The organism is Paraburkholderia sp. BR14320, assembly GCF_040948665.1.
Taxonomy (GTDB): Bacteria; Pseudomonadota; Gammaproteobacteria; order Burkholderiales; family Burkholderiaceae; genus Paraburkholderia; species Paraburkholderia youngii.
The window spans coordinates 64,183-83,026 of sequence record NZ_JBFPKG010000022.1 but is presented as its reverse complement, the minus strand read 5'-3'; the positions used below and the strand labels follow the sequence as shown (position 1 = coordinate 83,026).

Genomic DNA, 18,844 nt, shown 5'->3' with positions numbered 1-18,844 from the left:
AGTTGTGTTGTTTGGCGCGCGTTCAGAGGCCGAGGCCCAACTCATTCCACAAGCTGTCGATACGCTGCTTGACCGCCTCGTCCATCACGATCGGGCGGCCCCATTCGCGGTCGGTTTCGCCCGGCCACTTGTTGGTCGCGTCGAGCCCCATCTTCGAGCCGAGACCGGCTACCGGCGACGCGAAATCGAGATAGTCGATCGGCGTGCGGTCGATGAGCACCGTGTCGCGCGTCGGATCCACTCGCGTGGTGATCGCCCAGATCACTTCGTTCCAGTCGCGGATATTGACGTCCTCATCGACGACGACGATGAACTTCGTATACATGAACTGCCGCAGGAAGCTCCACACGCCGAACATCACGCGCTTCGCGTGGCCGGGGTAGCTCTTCTTCATCTGCACGATCGCCATGCGGTAGCTGCAGCCTTCGGGCGGCAAATAAAAGTCGGTGATCTCGGTGAATTGCTTCTGCAGCAGCGGCACGAACACTTCGTTCAGCGCGACGCCGAGTACCGCGGGCTCGTCGGGCGGTTTGCCGGTGTAGGTGGAGTGATAGATCGCGTCGCGGCGCATCGTGATCCGCTCGACCGTGAAGACGGGGAACCACTCCTGTTCGTTGTAGTAGCCGGTGTGATCGCCGTACGGGCCTTCGAGCGCGTGTTCGTAGGTTGCCGACGCACCCTTCGACGGACGCGGCGGCGCGCCGGCCGGAGCGGGCGAGGGCTCTCCTTCCTGTGGATAGATGAAGCCTTCGAGCACGATCTCTGCGCGCGCGGGCACCTGCAAACCGTCGACGCCCGGCGTGATGCACTTCGCGAGCTCGGTGCGTCCGCCGCGTAGCAGGCCGGCGAACTGGTATTCGGACAGCGTGTCGGGCACCGGCGTGACCGCGCCGAGGGTCGTCGCCGGGTCCGCGCCGAGCACGACGGCCACCGGATACGGCTTGCCGGGATTTTTCAGCGCGAACTCGCGGAAATCGAGCGCGCCGCCGCGATGCGCGAGCCAGCGCATGATCAGTTTGTTGCGCCCGATCAGTTGCTGGCGATAGATACCCAGGTTTTGTCGGCTCTTGTTCGGCCCTTTCGTGACGGTCAGGCCCCAGGTGATCAGCGGCCCGGCATCGCCCGGCCAGCAGGTCTGAATGGGCAATTTGCCGAGGTCGACGTCGTTGCCTTCCCAGACGATTTCCTGGCAGGGCGGCGCGCTGACCGTCTTCGGCGCCATGTCCCACACGGCCTTCGCTAGCGACAGCAGCTTGCCGGCGTCCTTGAGCCCTTTCGGCGGCTCGGGTTCCTTCAGCGCGGAGAGTAGCCGGCCGACATCGCGCAGCGATTCGAGCGCCGCCTGGTCGCCGGCGCCCGCTTCTGCATCGATGCCCATGCCGAGCGCGACGCGGCGCGGCGTGCCGAACAGATTGCCGAGCACCGGGAAGGCGTGCCGCTCGGTGTTCTCGAACAGCAGAGCCGGACCGCCCGCGCGCAACACGCGGTCGCACAGTTCGGTCATTTCGAGATTCGGCGACACGTTTTGCGAAATTCGGCGCAATTCACCGATCGCCTCGAGGCGGCCAGTGAAATCGCGCAAGTCTTTGTATTTCATCTGTGACGGTTCAGGGCCGCATGCACGGCGCATAGGATTGGGGGCGCAGAAGGACCGACGGATGTACGTGTCCGGCGCAAAAAACAATTGTCGATTTTACCTGCGTTAGCTAGCGCACGTAGATCAACCAAATGGTCTATCCGGAACAGCCAGGGTCGGATCGCCTAAAACGCACACAGAACAGGGCTTTCGGCCAACTGAACACTGTTTATAATTACAAATAGTTATAGATATTGCATTCTATAGTGTTGACGATCTATAAAACCGTGCATAGAATCCGACCACATTGGTTGCAGGGCGTTAACCTTTTTACCGTCGCCCCCGGTCCTCAGACGCAACGCGTCACCGTTTTACTTCCCTGCAGGGTAGAACGGCATTATTGAAGTCCCTCACCAGCGTCCACAACGCTGGTTTTTCGCGTGGGAGCCAAGCCCGATGCACATTGAATATGTGTGGGCTGTTTTTGAGATGGCTCCCCGAAACGGTATTTGTTGCCGTTTTCCCGACGTCGCTGCTGCCCAACCAGAGAGCACGCGATGTCTTGACTCTGCGAGCGCGCTGTACCGCCTGATTTGACCCGGCGGAGTTCGCGGATCATGCAAGATGGGAGATCTGAATGAACGCCTGGTTATCGTGGCGTCCTGATGAGCGTATTGCGCAGGTTGTGCGCGGTGCGCTGCGCCGCGGGACGCGACTGAGTCATCACCTGTTCAGCATTGTCGGCGGGATCGCCGTGGTGCTGGCTCTCGCACTATGGCTGATGCCAACCTGGCGCGGCGCGCTGGCTGCGCGTCTGATGCCGGTCATTTCCGCCGCCGTGCAAGCGGGCCCCGCCCGCCTACTGCAAGGCAACCCGTTGCCGGCCATCGGACCGACCAGAAACGCCGGTGCATCCTCCGACGAATCGCTGTCGGCCAATTCGCCGAACTCGCCGAGCCCCGCCGATGGGTCGAGCGACGGCAGCATGACCCTGACCTCGTCGACCACCAGCTTCGACGGCGCGTTCGACAACGCTGGCACGTCGGGCACCAGCACCGTCGCGCTCAATGGCCTCGATCCGCGTACGATGCAGGGCGTCAGCGCGCTCGCGCGTCTGATTCCGCAGCAACGCGTGTCCGCCGATGCGCGCGACGACCGCGTGCTCGTGTCGAGCCACGAGCAGGACCTGGTCGCGTCGTACCTTGCGCGGCGTTATCGCGTCGCTCAGGAGCCCGTCAGCGAGCTCGTGAAGGCCGCGTTCGACACCGGCCGCGAAGTCGGCCTCGATCCGCTGCTGCTGCTCTCGGTGATGGCGATCGAATCGGGCTTCAATCCGTACGCCGAGAGCGGCGTCGGCGCACAGGGCCTGATGCAGGTGATGTCGAAGGTGCATTCGGACAAATTCCAGTATTTCGGCGGCCAGAGCGCTGCGCTCGAACCGCTCGCGAACATCAAGGTCGGCGCACTCGTGCTGAAGGATTGCATCGCGCGCGGCGGCTCGCTGCCGGGTGGCCTGCGACTGTACGTCGGCTCGAGCACGCCGGACGACGGTGGCTACGGCGCGAAGGTGATGGCCGAGCGCGGTCGCCTGCGCGATGTCGCGCGCGGCCGCAAGGTGCCGATCAATGCGCCGCAGGCTCCGGTGCTGACCGCGTCGACGACGCCGGCGCCGGCCGCCTCGACGAGCGGCGGCAACGGCAAGCGCGTCCAGGTGACATTGCAGGCCGGCCACGCGCTGAGCCCGGCGACTCCGGCGGCGCACTCGCAGCCGGCCGATCAGCAGGACGACGCGAGCGCCAATTCGGCGACGCGCCATGTGGCGTCGGAGCTGGGAGCTTGAGTTAGACGTTTGCCAGGCGCATGAATAAAAAAAAGGACACCCGAGGGTGTCCTTTTTTGCGTCTGGCAGGCCGGTCGCCGGCGGCTCAAAGCCTCACATCAATGCCGCCCGAACAGCTTCGCCAGCCGCTCGACAGCCTCTTCGAGCTTCGGATACGCGGTCGCATACGACAGCCGGATGTAGTCCCTCGGCGCGTGCGTGCCGAAGTCCATGCCCGGTACCAGCACGACGCCGGCATCGTGCAGCATCGCCTTCGTGAGCGCCGCGCTGTCGCCGGCCGCGGGATGCGCGACGCCGCGGCAGTCCGCGTAGACGTAGAACGCGCCGTCGGGCATCACCGGCACCGAGAAGCCGAGCGATTCGAGCGCCGGCGCGATGAAGTCGCGGCGTCGCTTGAATTCGAGGCGCCGCGCTTCGTAGATCGCGATCGTCTCCGGCTCGAAGCAGGCGAGCGCCGCGTGCTGCGCCAGTGCCGACGCGCAGATGAACAGGTTTTGCGCGAGCTTTTCGAACGCGCTGACCATCGCGGGCGGCACGACGAGCCAGCCGAGTCGCCAGCCAGTCATGTTGAAGTACTTGGAGAAGCTGTTGACGGTGACCACGTCGTCGCCGAACGACAGCGCCGACACGGGCTTCGCGTCGTAGCTGAGGCCCTGGTAGATCTCGTCGACGATCGTGAAGCCGGCGCGCGCACGCACGGCCTTGACGATCCGCTCGAGTTCGGCCGGCTCGATCGACGTGCCGGTCGGATTCGACGGCGACGCGAGCAGCACGCCGCGGGTGCGCTCGCCCCACAGGTGTTCGACGTCGTCGGCGGTCAGCTGGAAGCGCTCGGCCGGCCCGCTCGGCACCATCACCGGCTTGCCTTCGGCGGCGATCACGAAATGTCGGTTGCACGGATAGCACGGGTCGGGCATCAGCACTTCGTCGTCGCGATCGACGAGCGCCGCGCACGCGAGCAGCAGCGCCGCCGACGCGCCCGCCGTGACCACGATCCGCGCCGGGTCGACGTCGATGCCGTAGAACTCGGCGTAATGGGCGGAAATCGCGTCGCGCAGCTCGTGCACGCCGAGCGCGTTCGTGTATTGCGTGACGCCGCGGCGCAGCGCGCTCGCGGCCGCCTCGATGACCGGCTCGGGCGCGGTGAAATCCGGCTCCCCGATGCCCATGTGAATGATGTCGCGCCCGGCTCGTTCGAGCAGCGCGGCCTCCTTGGCCAGTTCCATCACGTAGAAAGGCTGGATGGCATCGACGCGCGCGGCGAGCCGCACGAGAGGTTCGGTCACGGAGTTCATACGGTCAGATCCAATTCAGAAGCAGGGGACGGCGCCCACTCATCAAATGATGCGCTCATCGAAGCGCGCGGCGGTGTCCTTGCGGGCGCTCGAGGTGCTTCGCCCTGTGCAGTGCGGCGTGGCGGGAACCGATGCGCGGCATGGCCCCGCCCGCACAGCGCTCAGCCCTTGCGAGCCGCCTGCGTTTCGGCGGCGCGCAGTTGCGCCGAGAGCTTGTCGAGTACGCCGTTCACGTACTTGTAGCCATCCGAGCCGCCGAACGTCTTGGTCAGCTCGACCGCTTCGTTGATGACCACGCGATACGGAATGTCGACGTGATTCTTCAGTTCGAACGCGGCGACCAGCAGCACCGCGCGCTCGACCGGCGACAGCTGATCGATCGGACGATCGAGGCACGGCGCGATCGCGGCGGACAATTCCTCGGAATCGCGCATCACGCCATGCAGGATTGCGTCCAGATGCTCGTGGTCGGCCTTGTCGTAACCTTGCGCGCCGCGCAGTTGCGCGTCGATCTCACCGCCGGGCGAGCCCGACAGCAGCCACTGGTAAAGCCCCTGCGTGGCCAGTTCGCGGGAGCGTCGGCGTGCGCTCTTCATGCCTCTTCCTCGTCGTCTTCGTCATCGTCTTCGTCGTCATCGCCGCCGAGCTGTTCGAGCGCGACCGCGAGGTTCGCCATTTCGACAGCCACGCGCGCGGCGTCGCGACCCTTCTCGGTCATGCGTGCGACGGCCTGCTCGTCGTTCTCGGTGGTCAGCACCGCGTTCGCGACCGGAATGCCGAAGTCGAGGCCGATGCGCGTGATGCCCGCGCCGCTTTCGTTCGACACGAGTTCGAAGTGGTACGTCTCGCCGCGGATCACCGCGCCGAGCGCGATCAGCGCGTCGAATTGCGCGCTTTCCGCGAGCTTTTGCAGTGCGAGCGGGATTTCCAGCGCGCCTGGCACCGTGACGAGCAGCACGTCTTCGCCGGTCACGCCGAGGCGTTCGAGTTCTTCGATGCAGGAGTCGGCGAGGCCGTTGCAGACGGGTTCGTTAAAGCGCGCCTGGACGATGCCGATGCGCAGTCCGTCGCCGTCGAGATTCGGTTGGTATTGTCCGATTTCCATGTGAATTCCGTAGTGTTTGAGTGGGCGCGAGGCGCGTGAGTGGCCGGATCAGACTTGCGGGGCTTGCGTTTTGCTGCCGGGCATCGGAATGAAGCCCGTCACTTCGAGACCATAACCCGACATGCTGCCGAGCTTGCGTGGGTTCGACAGCACCTGCATCTTGCCGACGCCGAGTTCGCGCAGAATCTGTGCGCCGACGCCGTAAGTCTTGAAGTCGACCGGGCGGCGCTTCAGCGCCTCCGCTTTTTCCTTCGAGTCGAACGCCTTGAAGACGTCGATCAGATGGTCTTTCGAGTCGCCGCAGTTCAGCAGCACGACCACGCCGAGATCGCGTTCCGCGATTTCTTTCATGGCCGCATCCAGCGTCCAAGAGTGCGTGGATTCGCCGACTTCGAGCAGATCCAGCACCGACAGCGGTTCGTGCACGCGCACCGGCGTGTCGCGATCGGGCGACGGCGTGCCGCGCACCAGCGCGATATGCGGCTGGCCGCTCGGCTGGTCGAGATACATGACCGCGCGAAACGCGCCGTGCGCGGTTTGCATCGTGCGTTCGCAAATACGCTCGACGATCGATTCCGTGCGGCTGCGATAGTGGATCAGATCGGCGATCGTGCCGGTCTTCAGGCCGTGCTCCTTGCCGAACTCGAGCAGGTCCGGCAGACGCGCCATCGTGCCGTCGTCCTTGATCACTTCGCAGATCACCGCGGCCGGCGTGAGGCCCGCGAGCCTCGTGAAGTCGCAGCCGGCCTCGGTATGGCCGGCGCGCACCAGCACGCCGCCCGGCTGGGCCATGATCGGGAAGATATGGCCGGGCTGCACGATGTGTTCGGCTTTTGCGTCCGGCGCGACCGCGGCGGCGATCGTGCGGGCCCGGTCGGCTGCCGAGATGCCGGTCGTCACGCCTTCGGCCGCTTCGATGCTGACCGTGAACGCCGTGCCGTACTGCGTGCCGTTGCGGTAGGTCATCAGCGGCAGGTTCAGCTGTTTGCAGCGGTCCTGCGTCAGCGTCAGGCAGATCAGGCCGCGGCCGTAGCGAGCCATGAAATTGATCGCTTCCGGAGTGACAAACTCGGCGGCGATCACGAGGTCGCCCTCGTTTTCGCGGTCTTCTTCGTCGACGAGGATCACCATCCGACCGGCTTTCAGTTCGGCGATGATCTCTTGGGTGGAGGCGAGCGTCATGTTGGCGAGTTTTTCGGGAAAGCGCGTATTTTACGCCACGCGCGGGCCCAAGTCGCCTCCGCCAGACGACATAGGCGGTTTGGCCGATTGACGAAGAGCTGGGCGTGCTCGCCATCGCCGCCCCGCTTTACGGATTGCAATAGTGCGGAACGGTACTTGCGGCGCAGCAGGCAGCTTCGTCTCACTACGATCCGGAGACTGCGATGTCGGGGACCGTCGGCTATTGCATCGCTGCAAGGCGTCACGCGCACGCGCAAGGAGCGCGGCCATGAAGCGCGGCGTCACCAATGGGGGCTCGTCGCAGGCGCCCGTCACCGCGCTGCGCGCGAGCGCGTACCGGATTCCGAGCGACGCGCCGGAAGCCGACGGCACGTTCGCGTGGGACGCGACCACGCTGGTCGTCGTCGAGGTCGACGCGGGCGGCGACACCGGCATCGGCTACACGTACAGCGACGCCTGCATCGTCGCGCTGATTCAGGGCGCGCTCGCCACCTGCGTGCTGAATCACGACGGCCTGGACGTCGGCGCCCATTGGCAACGGCTACAACGCCAGGTGCGCAATCTCGGCCGCGCCGGACTGGCCGCCACCGCCATATCCGCGATCGACTGCGCGCTGTGGGACCTGAAGGCGAAGCTGCTCGGCGTGCCGCTCGTCGGCGTGCTCGGCGCGCTGCGCCCGACCGTGCCCGTCTACGGCAGCGGCGGCTTCACCACGTACACGAACCAGCGCTTGCAGCAGCAGTTCGCCGACTGGGTCGCGCAGGACGGCTGCCGGTGGGTCAAGATGAAAATCGGCAGCGAGCCGGACAAGGACCCGGCGCGCGTCGCGGCGGCGCGCGAGGCGATCGGCGGCGCGGGCCTGTTTGTCGACGCCAACGGCGCGTTCACGCCACAGCGGGCGCTGTACTACGCGCAACGCTTCGCCGAGCACGAGGTGAGCTGGTTCGAGGAGCCCGTGTCTTCGGACGACGAAGCGGGCCTGCGCAACGTACGTGAGCACGTGCCGGCCGGCATGGAGATCGCCGCCGGCGAATACGGCTACACGCTCGACGATTTCCGCCACCTGCTCGCGACCGGTGCCGTCGACGTGCTGCAAGCCGACGCGAGCCGTTGCGGCGGCATCACCGGCTTTCTGCAGGCCGCCGCGCTGTGCGACGCGTATCACGTGCCGCTGTCCGCCCACTGCGCGCCGGCGCTGCATCTGCACGTCGCGTGCGCCGCGCCGCGCTTGTGCCATCAGGAGTGGTTTCACGACCACGCCCGGATCGAAGCGATGCTGTTCGACGGCGCGCCGCGTTTGCGCGATGGCGAGATGGAGCCGGACCTGTCGCGGCCCGGTTGCGGGCTCGAATTCAAGCAGGGCGACGCCGCGCGCTACCTCATCAAATAAAGCAGACCAGAACAGGGAAGCGATATCGATGAGCTCTTCAAGCGTACCCGGATTGCTGTACACGGCGGCGGCGGTCGCGGCCGTCGCGACGTTGGCCGCGCGCGGCGCGCGAGGACCCGAGCCGCATCGCGAACCACGCGGCAGCGGCCTGCGACAGCGCGAGCGTCGAGCCCCCGTGACGTTCCGGGCGCGTGTACACACGAGAAAACCCGCTGGCGAGGTCCAGGCACACGTCGAAGCGGCCCGCACCTTCAACCATAGCTCCGCGCTGCTCGCGCTGTCGGTGCTCGCCGACAGCGCGATGGAGCACTACCGCGGCTCGTTCGACAACCCCGCGATGTTCGCGCCGCTCGTCAGCGCGAGTCTGTCGCTCGCCGCGGGTCTGCATGGTGGCGCGGATCGTCGCGGCCAAACGCATCGCGCGCGCCATGCGATCTATCTGGGCGCGACGGCGACCGGCATCGCCGGCACCGGTTTCCATCTCTACAACGTGATGAAGCGCCCGGGCGGCTGGAGCTGGAACAACCTGTTTCACGCGGCGCCGCTCGGCGCGCCGATGGCGTTGCTGCTGTCGGGCGCGTTCGGTGCCGTCGCCGAACGGCTGCGCGACCAGCCCGCCGCCGACCCGCGACTGCTCGGCATGCCGGCCGGTCAGGCGCTCGGTCTGCTGGTCGCGGCCGGGCTCGTCGGCACCGTGGGGGAGGCCGCGCTGCTGCATTTTCGCGGCGCGTTCCAGCATCGCGCGATGTACGCGCCGGTCAGCATTCCGCCCGTCACCGCGGCGCTGCTCGCGCATGCCGCGCTGGCTGCTCCGCGTGAGCGCTGGTACACGCGGCTGTGGTTGCGCATCACGACCGCGCTCGGCTTTGTCGGCGCGGGTTTTCACGCGCGCGGGATCGCGCGTCGCCAGGGCGGCTGGCGCAACTGGAGCCAGAACCTGTTCGACGGGCCGCCGCTGCCTGCGCCGCCGAGCTTTTCCGCGCTGGCGCTCGCCGGGCTCGCCGCGCTGCGTCTGCGGGAGACTGAAAAATGACTCACGAACCACGCTCGACCCGAGCCACCCGCTATCCCGGCTACGACGTGCTCGACAAACGCTCGACGCCGTCGTGGGACGCTCACACCCGCGCGGTGATCGCCGAACGCCTCGCGACACCGCTCGAGCCGCGCTTTTTCAGCGCCGTCGAATGGCTCGCGGTCACGTCGCTGTGCGCGCGCATCGTGCCGCAAGCGAACGCGCAACCGGTGGTGCCGCTCGCCGCGCTGCTCGACGCGCGCCTCGCCGGCAACAGCAATGACGGCTACCGCGACGCCCGTTTGCCGCCGATGCGCGACACCTGGCGCATCGGCCTCGCCGCGCTCGATGCCGAATCCCGCGAGCGCGGCGGCCTGCCGTTCGCGAGTCTCGCGCAGGACGCGCAGATCGCGCTGCTCGGCGACATGCAGCGCGGCGAACTGACGAACCCCGCGTGGCGCGGCATGCCGTCGAAGCTGTTCTTTAGCGAGCGCGTGCTGCACGACATCTGCGGGCTCTACTACTCGCATCCGCACGCGTGGAGCGAGATCGGTTTCGGCGGCCCGGCGAATCCGCGCGGCTACGTGCGCATGTACCTGAACCGGCGCGATCCGTGGGAGGCGGTCGAAGCAACGCCCGACACGCACGAAGAGGCCGCCAGGGAGAACCGCCGTGTCCGATGATGCGCAGCAACGGCCGCGCGGCAAGGACGGCCGCGCCCCGGATGTGTTCCAGCGTGGCGGCTGGGTGCCGATGCGCACGTACCCCGACGGCGAGGAGGTCGATTTCGCGATCGTCGGCACCGGCGCCGGAGGTGGCACGCTCGCGTGCCGGTTGGCGGAAAAGGGCTTCAAGGTCGTCGCGTTCGATGCCGGCGCATGGTGGCGTCCGCTCGAGGAGTTCGCGTCGGACGAGGCGCATCAGGAAAAGCTGTTCTGGACCGACGAGCGCATCTGCGACGGCGACAATCCGCTGAAGCTCGGCCACAACAACAGCGGCAAGGCGGTCGGCGGCAGCACGGTCCATTTCGCGATGGTGTCGCTGCGTTTTCGGCCCGAGTGGTTCAAGTCGCGCAGCGTGCTCGGCTATGGCGCCGACTGGCCGCTCGACTGGCGCGAGATGTGGCGCTACTACGGCGAGGTCGAGGAGGCGCTGAAAATCTCCGGACCGGTCAACTATCCTTGGGGCCCGAAGCGGCCGCGCTATCCGTATCGCGCGCATGAGCTGAACGCGGCGGCGCTGGTGCTTGCGCGCGGCGCCGAAGCGCTCGGCATCGACTGGTGCCCGACGCCGCTCGCAACCATCTCCGCGCCGCGCGGCCACGCGCATCCGTGCGTGTACCGCGGCTTTTGCGTGTCCGGCTGCGCGACCAACGCGAAGCAAAGCGCGCTCGTCACGTGGATTCCGCGTGCGCTGCGTGCCGGCGCCGAAGTACGCGATCTGGCGATGGTCGGCCGCGTCGTCACCAACGACGCGGGGCTCGCCACCGGCGTCGAATATCTGCGCGAAGGGCAATGGCGATTCCAGCGCGCGAAGCACGTGGTGGTGGCCGGCTACGCGATCGAAACGCCGCGCCTGTTGCTCATGTCGGCCAACAGCCGCTTTCCGGACGGACTTGCGAACAGCTCGGGACTCGTCGGCAAGAACCTGATGGCGCAGTCGAACCAGGCCGTCTACGGCACCTTCGACGAAGACATCCGCTGGTACAAGGGACCGCCGTCGCTCGCGCTCACCGAGCACTGGAACTACGAAGACAAGGGCAAGGATTTTTTCGGCGGCTACTGCTACATGAGCCAGGGGCCGCTGCCGAACGGCTGGGTCGCGGTGCAGAACGGCCGTGGCTTGTGGGGCGACGCGCTCGGCGCGGAGATGCTCAAGTACAACCACCAGGCGGGGCTGAAGATCGTCGGCGAAATGCTGCCGCAGCAGCGCAACCGCGTGACGCTTGCCAACGAGAAGGACCAGTATGGGCTGCCGATCGCGCGCGTCACCTATTCATGGTGCGAGAACGACAAGCGGCTCATCGCGCATTCGCTGGACTTCATGGAGCAGGCGCTCGCGGCGGCCGGCGGCAAGGAGATCTGGCGCGAGACCGACGACACCTGCCACCTGAACGGCACCGCGCGCATGGGCGACGATCCGGCGACGAGCGTCGTCGATGCGGACTGCCGCAGCTGGGACATCCGCAACCTGTGGGTGTGCGACGGCTCGGTGTTTCCGACCGTCGGCGGCGTGAATCCTTCGCTGACGATCCAGGCGATCGCGTGCCGCACTGCTGACCGTATCGCGGCGCTGGGCGTGCGCGGCGAGCTATAGCTTTCGCGTCGTTCGCCGGATGGAGGCTTGAATGAAGCGTACCTGGACGATCATCGGCGTCGACGACGTGGCTCGCAGCTTCGGCTGGGATCAGCAGCTATTCGGTCAGCCGCCGACGCCGCCCGCTCACGACGTACTACGTGATGGTCAGGGCGCTGTCCGCGGTGTGAGGCCTTATCGCCAGTCACACCTACCGCGCACAACATGCTCTACGAGCATCGAAGCTTGACGCAGGCCAATGTTCGCGGCGAGAAAACGGGCTCTTTTTCAATGCGCGACATGCATGGTGCGATGCAAAATCCATAGAAAGGCCGGGGTTGTGCGGGTCACCATACCTTGAAGGTATGAAAAAGGACAGGAAAAGTATTGGACGGCCCAAAAGGGCGAGGGGTATAAAAACATCCAATGAACTCACTTCTCGCCGTAGCCGCCATGACCCACGCGACCATCGAACGTATCGAAACCCGCCTCGTCGATCTGCCGACGATCCGTCCTCACAAGCTGTCGGTCGCCACGATGTACGGGCAGACGCTGATGCTGGTCAAGGTGTACTGCAGCGACGGCATCGTCGGGATCGGCGAAGGCACCACGATCGCCGGCATGGCCTACGGCCCGGAAAGCCCCGAGGCGATGAAGCTCGCGATCGACGCCTACTTCGCCCCGGCGATGATCGGCAAGGACGCGACGCAGATCCAGGCGCTGATGGCGCACCTCGGCAAGCTGGTCAAGGTCAATCATTTCTCGAAGAGCGCGCTCGAAACCGCGCTGCTCGACGCGCACGGCAAGCGCCTCGGCGTGCCGGTGAGCGAGCTGCTCGGCGGCCGTCGCCGTGAGCGCCTGCCGGTGGCGTGGACGCTCGCGTCGGGCGATACCGCGAAGGACATCGCCGAAGCCGAGCACATGCTCGACGTACGCCGCCACAAGGTCTTCAAGCTGAAGATCGGCGCGAAGGAACTGAAGACCGACATCAAACACGTCGCCGACATCAAGAAAGCGGTCGGCGAGCGCGCCGCGGTGCGCGTCGACGTGAACATGGCGTGGAGCGAGACCCAGGCCGCCTGGGCGATTCCGGCGCTCGCCGACGCGGGCTGCGATCTGGTCGAGCAGCCGGTTGCATCCGCCGCCGCGCTCGCGCGCCTGATGCGCCGCTTCCCGGTCGCGCTGATGGCCGACGAAGTCCTGCAAGGTCCGGACAGCGCGTTCGAGATCGCGAAGAACGGCGGCGCCGATGTGTTCGCGATCAAGATCGAACAGAGCGGCGGCCTGTTCGCCGCGCAGCGCGTGGCCGCGATCGCCGATGCCGCCGGCATCGAGCTGTACGGCGGCACGATGCTCGAAGGCGCGTTCAGCACGGTGGCGTCGGCGCATCTGTTCGCGAGCTTCGCGAATCTGCAATGGGGCACCGAGCTGTTCGGGCCGCTGCTGATCACCGAAGATATTCTGACCACGCCACTCGATTACAGCGACTTCGAACTGACCGTGCCGAACGGCCCGGGTCTCGGCATCGAACTCGACGAGGCGAAGGTCAAGCGATTCACTCGAGACGGGCTGATGAAGGTGACCCGCTAAACGGATTCAGATCAAGAGGAGTCAACGATGCTTTTCCATGTGCGAATGGACGTGAACCTGCCGGTCGACATGCCGGCCGAAGTGGCGAACGAAATCAAGACCCGCGAGAAGGCTTACTCGCAGGAACTCCAGCGTAGCGGCAAGTGGCGTCATATCTGGCGCCTCGTTGGCGAGTACGCGAATTACAGCATCTTCGATGTAGAGAGCAATGCCGAACTTCACGACATTCTGTCCGGTTTGCCTCTGTTCCCGTACATGAAGATTTCGGTGACGCCTCTGTGTCGTCACCCGTCGTCGATTCGGGACGACGACATCTGAGCCCAGGGGCCAGGCGCATTTCAAGGCGAGCGCATCCAAAGCCATCTTTTCCCCCTATACCAACTGGAGACAGTCATCGTGAGCGTCAAAGTCTTTGAAACCAAAGAAGTGCAGGATCTGCTGAAAGCCGCTTCCAACGTCGATGCCGGTAACGGCAACGCACGTTTCCAGCAGATCGTTTTCCGTCTGCTGGGCGACCTGTTCAAGGCAATCGATGACCTCGACATCACGCCCGACGAAGTCTGGGCCGGCGTCAACTATCTGAACAAGCTCGGCCAGGACGGCGAAGCGGCGCTGCTCGCAGCCGGCCTCGGTCTCGAGAAGTACCTCGACATCCGCATGGATGCCGAGGACAAGAAGATCGGTCTCGAAGGCGGCACGCCGCGCACGATCGAAGGCCCGCTGTATGTGGCCGGCGCGCCGGTGCGCGACGGCGTGTCGAAGATCGATATCAACGCCGACGAAGACGCGGGCCCGCTCGTGATCCGCGGCACGGTCAAGGATCTGGACGGCAAGCCGGTCGCCGGCGCGCTCGTCGAGTGCTGGCACGCGAACTCGAAGGGCTTCTATTCGCACTTCGATCCGACCGGCGCACAGACCGAGTTCAACCTGCGCGGCGCGGTAAAGACCGGCGCCGACGGCAAGTACGAGTTCCGCACGCTGATGCCGGTGGGCTATGGCTGCCCGCCGCACGGCGCGACGCAGCAGCTGCTGAACGTGCTGGGCCGTCACGGCAACCGTCCGGCGCACGTGCACTTCTTCGTGAGCAGCGACGGTCATCGCAAGCTGACCACGCAGTTCAACATCGAAGGCGATCCGCTCATTTGGGACGACTTCGCGTATGCAACGCGCGAAGAGCTGATTCCTCCGGTCGTCGAGAAAACCGGCGGCGCGGCGCTGGGCCTGAAGGCCGATGCGTACAAGGACATCGAGTTCAACTTCACGATCACGCCGCTGGTCCAGGGTAAGGACAACCAGCTCGTCTATCGTCTGCGCGCTTCGGCCGAAGCGTGATCGCACGAGGCGGCGCCGTGGCGACACGGCCGCCGCCTTTCGTTGCCAACGGCCGGCAGTCCTGCCGGCCGGATCAATCCCCTGAAGCGTCGAGGAGTTGACGGTGTCGAGCAAACTTCGTGAGCGCGCAGCGCACGATGTCGCGTCCGTGCTGCCCGAGCGGGCCCACGATCTGGCGCGCCTGCTGATTCTGATCGACGACAGTGAACCGGTCGTCACCGTCGTCGGCAAATACAACCACGGCAAGAGCAGCCTGCTCAACGAGCTGTTGAGCCGCGATGCGTTCGCGGTGTCGGACCGGCGCGAAACGGTGCGCCTGTCCGACAGCGTGCATCAGGGTGTGCGCTGGCTCGACGCGCCGGGACTCGACGCCGACGTCGGCAGTGAAGACGACCGCGAAGCGTTGCGCGCCGCGTGGCTGAAATCCGACATTCGCCTGTTCGTGCACGCCGCGAAAGAGGGCGAGCTCGACGCGAAGGAACTGACGCTGCTGACCGAGCTCGACGCCGACCGCGTCAGGACCGGCCGGCAGACGCTGTTCGTGCTGTCGCAAGTCGACCAGCTCACCGACGCCGCCGCGGTGCAGAACGTCGGCGCAGCGATCGACCGGCAGATGCCCGGCATCGCGTTGAACGCGGTGTCGTCGATGCGCCATCGCAAGGGGCTCGACGGCGGCAAGAAACTGCTGCTTGAAAAGAGCGGCATCCCCGCGCTGCATGCCGCGTTGCGCGCGGAACTCGAGCGTGTGCCGGATGCGCGCGCTCACGAAACCACGCTGCTGATCGGCGAAATCCGCGACGAACTGCAACGGCTGCGCGCGGCACGGCAGACGTCGCTGGACATTCTGCGCACCACGCAGCAACAACAAAAGCAGGCCTTCGATCGGAGCCTCGCGGCCGTCATCGACAAGGTCGGCGGCGACATCGACGCGATGTTGAATGCGCTCGGCACCGATCACGCGAGCGTGCCCGATACCGCGAAAGACGCCTACGCGATCACCGCGGGCAAACTGGAGCGCGCGCATATCCAGATCGCGTACTCGCGCGCGTGCATCGAGATCGATGCGATGCTGGCCGGGCACGGTGTCATCGGTCTGCCGCCGGAGCAGCACACCGCGGCGAAAAGCCTGAACTCGGTGATGATCGCGGTGATGGGCGTGTCGGTGAAGTTCCGCAAGGATCTGCGCCGCATGTTCTGCGAAGCGGCGGGGCGTGAGCGCATGCAGCGCGAATTCACGCACTACTACGAGCTGTCCGCCGACCGCAAGGCGCTGGCCGCGCAGATCGTCGATACGCAAGCGGCGCTCGTCGCATCGGACGACGCGGCGGCCGCGATGCGGATACTGGTGGCGCGCGCGTGAAAGCCGACGCGAGCCACGAGCAACGATTCATCGCCGAGGTCGATGCGTTCGACTTCATCGCCGAGGAAACCGACGCGCTGCTGCATGCGCTGAACGACTGGCTCGCAAAGCTGAGCGCCGATCTGCAAAACGACTGTTTGAAGTGCGACGGCTTGCACGCAAACAGCGCGCTGGCCATTCAGGCCGACACGATCAACGCGCTCCTGCGCGACAGCGTGCAAGCGTCGATGCAACAGTGGTCGGGCCTCGAAGCGGCCCAGCACCTCGCCGATCATTTCGAGGATCAGGCGTTGCTGCTCGTGTTCGGCAAGTTCAACGCGGGCAAGAGTTCGTTCTGCAATTTCCTCGCCGAGCGCTTCGCCGCACACGGGCGCAGCGTGCAGTATTTCCATGTGGATGGGGGCCGCGTCGTCGAAACGTCGGAGCCCTTTAGCGAAGGCGCGACCGAAACGACCTCGCGGCTGCAAGGGGTGCGCCTCGGCGCAAAGCTGGTATTGCTCGACACGCCGGGATTGCATTCGGTGACGCCGGAAAACGCCGCATTGACGCAGTGCTTCATCGATAGCGCCGACGGTGTGTTGTGGCTGACCAGCTCCACCTCGCCGGGCCAGGTGCAGGAGCTCGACGAGCTCGGCCGCGAATTGCATCGGAACAAGCCGCTGCTGCCGGTCGTGACTCGTAGCGACGAGTACGAGGAAGACGAAGTCGACGGCGAACTCGTCAAGTGTCTGTGCAACAAGAGCGCGCCGCGTCGCGCGCTGCAGGAGCACGATGTCAGGGTGCGGGCGGCAGACAAGCTCGTGGCGATGGGCGTCGACACGGCGCTGCTGAAACCGCCGGTGTCGGTCTCAGCGCATGTGGCGCGCGAGGCGGGGCAGACCGCGGCGGCCATGAGTGACGCGGGCTTCGAGCGGCTGTATGCCGCGTTGCTCGACATCACCGGACCGGCGCTTGCGTATAAACGGCGCAAGCGGGCCGAGGTGCTGCTGCATCATCTGGAAGAGAACGTGCTCGGTAAGCTGCAAAGCGAGGTGCTACCGTTGCTTGCCGAACTTGGCGAGTCGTCGCAGGCGGCGCTCGAGCGGCTCGAGCAACAGCAGGAGCAGCTTGCCAACGCGGTGTGGCGCGGCATCGTGCCGACGCTGCCCGCGTTGCTCGATGCACATACTACGACGCATGACGTGATCGGGCTGTGCAATGCGCTGTCGCAATCGATATCCGAGCTGTATCGACGCGAGGCAGACAGGCTGCTGGGCGATTATGTGATCGAGCCCGACGCTTCGCTCGCACGCATCGAGCTGGCTGCCGATGCTGGTTTCGACGATATCGTCGTCGAGCGAACGAGTGCAGATGGACCGGTGCGCGAAGTCGCGGGTATCGACTATGGCCGCCTTCACGCCGCGCTAAGCCGCGCGATTCGCGAGTGCGTGCTGAGTCTGTCAGGCCATGCCGCGCAACGGTGCCGCGCGTCGATCACTCGGTTGACCAAGCTCGCGCGGCGTCTTGAAGCGTCGTTAGCGACGCATGAGGAAGGCTTGCTCGATCTGAAGTCGCAGGTGCGATCGGAATCTGTCTGATGCGCCGTTCAAACGCCCGGCGTCAGCGTGATCGTGAACGATCGCGGGGTCTCACCGTTTTCATCGCGCGGCATCGGATCGGAGCGCTTGACCGCCTCGACGGCGGCCTTGTCCCACGCCCGGTCGCCACTCGATCGAACGATCTTGACCGACTCGAGACTGCCTGACGACGTGCAGTGCACTTCGACCACGGTTTCCCGATGCCCCGGCTTGCCATTCCAGACGATGTTGGGCTGCACGCGCTGCCGGACCAGTTCCGCGTAGTCGAATACTTTCGGCGCGGAGGCCGGTTGGCGAGGCGCGCCCGAAGCGAAGTTTTTCAGCGCGGTGATCAGTAACACCGCCGAACGTCTGCTGCTGTCGAGTTCGGCCAGCGTGATCCATTCGCGCGCTTGTTGCGGCGTCTTATCGAACGCCTGGCGGTAAAGGCGCATCGCCTTGCACCACGCTTCAGGCGAAAGCTCGCCTTGGCGGCCACTCGTCAATAGCCCCAGATCATCCGCATCGTCAGGGTTGCGATTCAGCGCGTCCGCGAGCGACGCCGACAGCGCCAGTTGCCCGCGCAGCCGTTGTCCGGGCGTGACTTGCGGCAGCGGCGTGGTTTGCGTCGACTGTTTGATGAGGTTGAACAGCGCTTGCAGCTGCGTCTGCAGTTCCGCGTCGGTTTCCTTGTCCATCGACAGATAGCGCGACGTGATCAGCTGCAGATTCTTCAGGCCGCCGCAATCGGGCGGCGCGTTGTTCAGCGCGTGCGTCGTTAGGCCCATCAACTGTTCGCGGTCCTGCTGCGAGATGCGCGCCATACCGTCAAGCACGCCTAGCGCGCGAGCGAGCGCGGCGGGGCCCGCCGTAGCCGGATTGCTGTCGGGCGAAAAGTAATAGCGTTGAATGTCCGGATCGGCTGTCAGTTTCTGCGCCCAGTCCGCGAGCAGCTTCGCTTTGGACGAGTCGGCCGTGATGCCTAAGTGGTTGGCCAGTTCCGCCGCATCGAGCGGTTTGCCGGGCAGAAATGGCAACGCGCTCGACAGCAGCGAGGGAGCGCTCGCGCCCGACGCAAAAGACGGCAGACGGGCGGCGCTCGCGTTGCTCGCTGGCGTTGCGGCATCGGCGGGCGGCGAATTGGAAACGAGATTCGACGCGACCGTGGCACCGGCGCCGCTCATGCCGACGATGCAGGTGACGATCAGCGACGCTTTCACCAGGCGGACAGGCCGAGAATTCCAGCAACCGTGCAGGCGCGGCATTTTCATGGTCCTGATCGGATTCGGATCGTGCGCGCGCTGCGCCACG

Annotated in this window: 16 protein-coding genes; 10 read left to right on the top strand and 6 right to left on the bottom strand. The window is 65.7% G+C overall.

Going from position 1 to position 18,844, the window contains the following annotated elements; genetic code table 11:
* Positions 1–22 precede the first annotated feature (22 nt).
* Entirely contained in the window at positions 23–1,597 is a 1,575-nt protein-coding gene (locus AB3X89_RS20955; protein ID WP_368584960.1) for a UbiD family decarboxylase, read from the bottom strand.
* Between the two features lie 616 nt (positions 1,598–2,213).
* On the opposite strand from AB3X89_RS20955, the gene AB3X89_RS20950 reads away from it, so the two are divergent.
* Positions 2,214–3,416 (top strand): transglycosylase SLT domain-containing protein, encoded by a 1,203-nt coding sequence (locus AB3X89_RS20950; protein WP_368584958.1) that lies wholly within the window; start codon positions 2,214–2,216, stop codon positions 3,414–3,416.
* A gap of 98 nt (positions 3,417–3,514) precedes the next feature.
* On the opposite strand, the gene AB3X89_RS20945 is transcribed toward AB3X89_RS20950, so the two are convergent.
* The 4 genes from AB3X89_RS20945 to ribBA form a co-directional block, all read right to left on the bottom strand.
* Complete coding sequence (locus AB3X89_RS20945) at positions 3,515–4,711, bottom strand: pyridoxal phosphate-dependent aminotransferase (RefSeq protein WP_368584957.1); 1,197 nt, start codon at positions 4,709–4,711, stop codon at positions 3,515–3,517.
* 161 nt (positions 4,712–4,872) lie between these two features.
* Positions 4,873–5,307, bottom strand: a complete 435-nt coding sequence (gene nusB / locus AB3X89_RS20940; protein WP_013090229.1) for a transcription antitermination factor NusB — start codon at positions 5,305–5,307, stop codon at positions 4,873–4,875.
* Positions 5,304–5,816: a 6,7-dimethyl-8-ribityllumazine synthase gene (ribH, locus tag AB3X89_RS20935; RefSeq protein WP_368584956.1), complete on the bottom strand. Its 513-nt coding sequence runs from the start codon at positions 5,814–5,816 to the stop codon at positions 5,304–5,306. Before ribH ends, nusB begins: the two co-directional genes overlap by 4 nt.
* A 48-nt stretch (positions 5,817–5,864) precedes the next feature.
* Positions 5,865–6,998 carry a bifunctional 3,4-dihydroxy-2-butanone-4-phosphate synthase/GTP cyclohydrolase II gene (gene ribBA / locus AB3X89_RS20930; RefSeq protein ID WP_368584955.1) on the bottom strand — a complete coding sequence of 378 codons (1,134 nt, stop codon included), beginning with the start codon at positions 6,996–6,998 and terminating at the stop codon, positions 5,865–5,867.
* Positions 6,999–7,266: 268 nt separating this feature from the next.
* Here ribBA and AB3X89_RS20925 point away from each other — a divergent pair, with 268 nt between their 5' ends.
* From AB3X89_RS20925 to AB3X89_RS20885, 9 genes are all read left to right on the top strand, one after another.
* Positions 7,267–8,388, top strand: a complete 1,122-nt coding sequence (locus AB3X89_RS20925) for an enolase C-terminal domain-like protein (protein ID WP_368584954.1) — start codon at positions 7,267–7,269, stop codon at positions 8,386–8,388.
* 28 nt (positions 8,389–8,416) lie between these two features.
* A complete protein-coding gene (locus AB3X89_RS20920; RefSeq protein ID WP_368584953.1) occupies positions 8,417–9,421 on the top strand; it encodes a hypothetical protein in 1,005 nt (334 codons plus the stop codon).
* On the top strand, positions 9,418–10,083 hold the full coding sequence (locus tag AB3X89_RS20915; protein ID WP_368584952.1) for a gluconate 2-dehydrogenase subunit 3 family protein: 666 nt from the start codon (positions 9,418–9,420) through the stop codon (positions 10,081–10,083). Before AB3X89_RS20920 ends, AB3X89_RS20915 begins: the two co-directional genes overlap by 4 nt.
* Positions 10,073–11,716, top strand: a complete 1,644-nt coding sequence (locus AB3X89_RS20910; protein WP_368584951.1) for a GMC family oxidoreductase — start codon at positions 10,073–10,075, stop codon at positions 11,714–11,716. The genes AB3X89_RS20915 and AB3X89_RS20910 overlap by 11 nt, the downstream gene beginning before the upstream one ends.
* Before the next feature lie 432 nt (positions 11,717–12,148).
* A complete protein-coding gene (locus AB3X89_RS20905; RefSeq protein ID WP_368584992.1) occupies positions 12,149–13,285 on the top strand; it encodes a muconate/chloromuconate family cycloisomerase in 1,137 nt (378 codons plus the stop codon).
* Positions 13,286–13,312: 27 nt separating this feature from the next.
* The gene (gene catC / locus AB3X89_RS20900; protein ID WP_013090220.1) at positions 13,313–13,603 is read left to right on the top strand and encodes a muconolactone Delta-isomerase; all 291 of its coding nucleotides are present in this window, start codon (positions 13,313–13,315) and stop codon (positions 13,601–13,603) included.
* 78 nt (positions 13,604–13,681) lie between these two features.
* Positions 13,682–14,617 carry a catechol 1,2-dioxygenase gene (catA, locus tag AB3X89_RS20895; protein WP_176105309.1) on the top strand — a complete coding sequence of 312 codons (936 nt, stop codon included), beginning with the start codon at positions 13,682–13,684 and terminating at the stop codon, positions 14,615–14,617.
* Between the two features lie 103 nt (positions 14,618–14,720).
* Positions 14,721–15,977, top strand: coding sequence for a GTPase (locus AB3X89_RS20890; RefSeq protein WP_368584950.1), 1,257 nt, complete (start codon positions 14,721–14,723; stop codon positions 15,975–15,977).
* Positions 15,974–17,554, top strand: coding sequence for a dynamin family protein (locus AB3X89_RS20885; protein ID WP_368584949.1), 1,581 nt, complete (start codon positions 15,974–15,976; stop codon positions 17,552–17,554). Before AB3X89_RS20890 ends, AB3X89_RS20885 begins: the two co-directional genes overlap by 4 nt.
* A gap of 8 nt (positions 17,555–17,562) precedes the next feature.
* On the opposite strand, the gene AB3X89_RS20880 is transcribed toward AB3X89_RS20885, so the two are convergent.
* Entirely contained in the window at positions 17,563–18,804 is a 1,242-nt protein-coding gene (locus AB3X89_RS20880; RefSeq protein WP_368584948.1) for an energy transducer TonB, read from the bottom strand.
* Positions 18,805–18,844 lie beyond the last annotated feature (40 nt).